The organism is Paraburkholderia sp. SG-MS1 (genome assembly GCF_012275575.1).
Classification (GTDB): domain Bacteria; phylum Pseudomonadota; class Gammaproteobacteria; order Burkholderiales; family Burkholderiaceae; genus Paraburkholderia.
Window position 1 is genome coordinate 1 of the sequence record NZ_NPIH01000209.1, and the last position, 2,395, is coordinate 2,395.

At 62.3% G+C, this 2,395-nt stretch carries 3 protein-coding genes and 1 pseudogene; 2 read left to right on the plus strand and 2 right to left on the minus strand.

The window, feature by feature from the left end; genetic code table 11:
• Positions 1-107 (minus strand): annotated as a pseudogene (locus CIC12_RS33185) (GYD domain-containing protein); the annotation flags it as partial.
• A gap of 196 nt (positions 108-303) precedes the next feature.
• On the opposite strand from CIC12_RS33185, the gene CIC12_RS16825 reads away from it, so the two are divergent.
• Positions 304-1,005, plus strand: a complete 702-nt coding sequence (locus tag CIC12_RS16825) for a protein-L-isoaspartate(D-aspartate) O-methyltransferase (protein ID WP_168665225.1) — start codon at positions 304-306, stop codon at positions 1,003-1,005.
• Positions 1,006-1,061: 56 nt separating this feature from the next.
• Here CIC12_RS16825 and CIC12_RS16830 read toward each other — a convergent pair whose 3' ends face one another.
• Positions 1,062-1,409: a M4 family metallopeptidase gene (locus CIC12_RS16830; protein WP_168665252.1), complete on the minus strand. Its 348-nt coding sequence runs from the start codon at positions 1,407-1,409 to the stop codon at positions 1,062-1,064.
• Positions 1,410-1,755: 346 nt separating this feature from the next.
• Between CIC12_RS16830 and CIC12_RS33190 the strand changes: the two genes are divergently transcribed.
• Positions 1,756-2,395: alcohol dehydrogenase catalytic domain-containing protein (locus tag CIC12_RS33190; RefSeq protein WP_238812672.1), on the plus strand; the 640-nt coding region annotated here is incomplete at its 3' end.

Genomic DNA, 2,395 nt, shown 5'->3' on the forward strand with positions numbered 1-2,395 from the left:
CCAAAGCTTTTCGCCATTTCCGCCACCTGCGCGGCCCGCTGCGGGCTGTTCTTGACCGTGCGGATACCCTGATCCGTAAACTGCGCCAGAACTACATATTTCAGCATGATGATTCCCCTTACGATTGACACGTGTTGGGACTCGGACGCGCGAGCGGCACCGCACACGCCATGTTCGGTTTTTGTCGTGCCGTTCTGCGCGTAAACTGATTCTAGGCAATCCCGTTGCCCGCCACGCGCCATTTGTCTGGATTCGATGAGGTGCTGGCATGCGATGCGCGCCTGCTGCAATACGGAGGTGGCTATGACCGACTTCAACGAGGCCCGCGAACGGATGGTCGAATGGCAGATCGTCCGCCGCGGCATTTGCAATCCCCGTGTCCTCGCGGCGATGCGGCGTGTGCCTCGCGAGGAATTCGTCGCCGCCGGGCTGCGGGAATTCGCGTACGAAGACACGCCGCTGCCCATCGGCAACGAGCAGACCATCTCGCAGCCGGCCATCGTCGCGGCAATGATCGAAGCCGTGGACCTGAGCCCCGGCGAGCGGGTTCTCGACGTCGGCACCGGATCGGGCTATGCCGCCGCGGTCGCCGCGGTCATCGCGGGCCAGGTGTACTCGATCGAACGGCATGCCGGACTGGTCGAATCGGCTCGGGAAATCCTGCGCAGACTGGGGATTTCGAATGTGACGGTGCATCACGGCGACGGAACGATGGGTCTCGCCGACTATGCGCCGTATGACGCGATCATTGCGGCGGCGGGCGGCCCGCATGTGCCTCAGGCGTGGTGCGGGCAACTTACGGTCGGCGGACGGATCGTCATGCCCGTGGGGCGCGATCCGCATTGTCAGCGGCTGATCAAGGTCGTGCGGCGCGGTGAAGAGGACTATGAAAGAAGCTGGCTCGGCGAAGTCAGGTTCGTGCCGCTGGTCGGTGAGGATGGGTGGCCAGTGGAGGATTGCGGGGCGCGTGCGGGGGACGAACTACTGCCATGGGCACATAGATGAGCCGACGTCAGCTACAGCCGATTCCTGTCCCGCAATGACGCTCCCAGCCTAGCCGGTCAAACGATTCCCGCCGTTAGAAACCCCTTCTCGACCGCTTTCACCTTCTGTGCGCGCGCCGCCGCGCTGCCCTTGCGAAACAGCGACCGTGTCACCTGCACAACCGCTCTGCGACTATCCGCGAACTGGGAGATACGCGACAGATGCACAGTCAGCGAGATATAGAAAATCGCGGCAAGCTGCGCGGGCGTCAACAGGTACTTTGCATTCGCGCTGGCGGTCGTGAGCTTATAAGCGGCGAAATTATGAATCCCGCTATTGTCATGAACCCATCCGTAATCATTGCGCTCATAGGTGTACGGGCGCGTCGCCGGAGGATAGGGAAAAGAATCGAGGTCACCAGTCAGGCTTTACCCGACGTCAATGAATGACCATGCCATGTGGATTCGTGTTTCTCCAACCAAGTATCGACATCCGCCGCCGACGCTCGATCAGCACACCCGCGAATGATAGAAGCGCCAGACAATGCGCTCACGCGTGCCTTGATCTGGCGCAAGCATTTCACCCTTCGCCCTGCTCTTCGCCTCGCAAAGCAGGCACTATTCCTGGCGGGGTAAGATGCAATCGCGGCTACGTCGGTGGAAAATGGCGAATAGCTGCGCCGTGTTCGCAAGTCGCACTCATGCGTTCAAGCAAGTGCCACAGTGCGAGCGCCCTCGAGATGCTGTTGCCCTCAACCGGAAGGAGCCATTCATGACCGCCATGATGAAAGCCGCCGTATTCGTCGAGCCGGGCCGTATCGAACTCGCCGACAAACCCTTGCCCGACGTGGGCGCCAACGACGCGCTCGTGCGCATCACCACCACCACCATCTGCGGCACCGACGTGCACATCCTCAAGGGTGAATATCCGGTCGCCAAGGGACTGACGGTCGGTCACGAGCCAGTCGGCGTGATCGAAAAACTCGGCAGTGCGGTGCGCGGGTATCAGGAAGGCCAGCGCGTGATTGCCGGGGCCATTTGCCCCAACTTCAACTCATACGCGGCGCAAGACGGCGTCGCGTCGCAAGACGGCAGCTATCTGATTGCCGCGGGCCTGTGCGGTTGCCACGGTTATAAGGCGACGGCGGGCTGGCGTTTCGGCAACATGATCGACGGCACCCAGGCCGAATACGTGCTCGTGCCCGACGCGCAAGCCAACCTCGCGCCGATCCCCGACGGCTTGACCGACGAGCAGGTGTTGATGTGTCCGGACATCATGTCCACGGGCTTCAAGGGCGCGGAAAACGCCAACATCCGGATCGGCGATACGGTGGCCGTATTCGCGCAAGGTCCCATCGGCCTGTGCGCCACGGCGGGCGCGCGCCTGCTCGGCGGCACCACCATCATCGCGG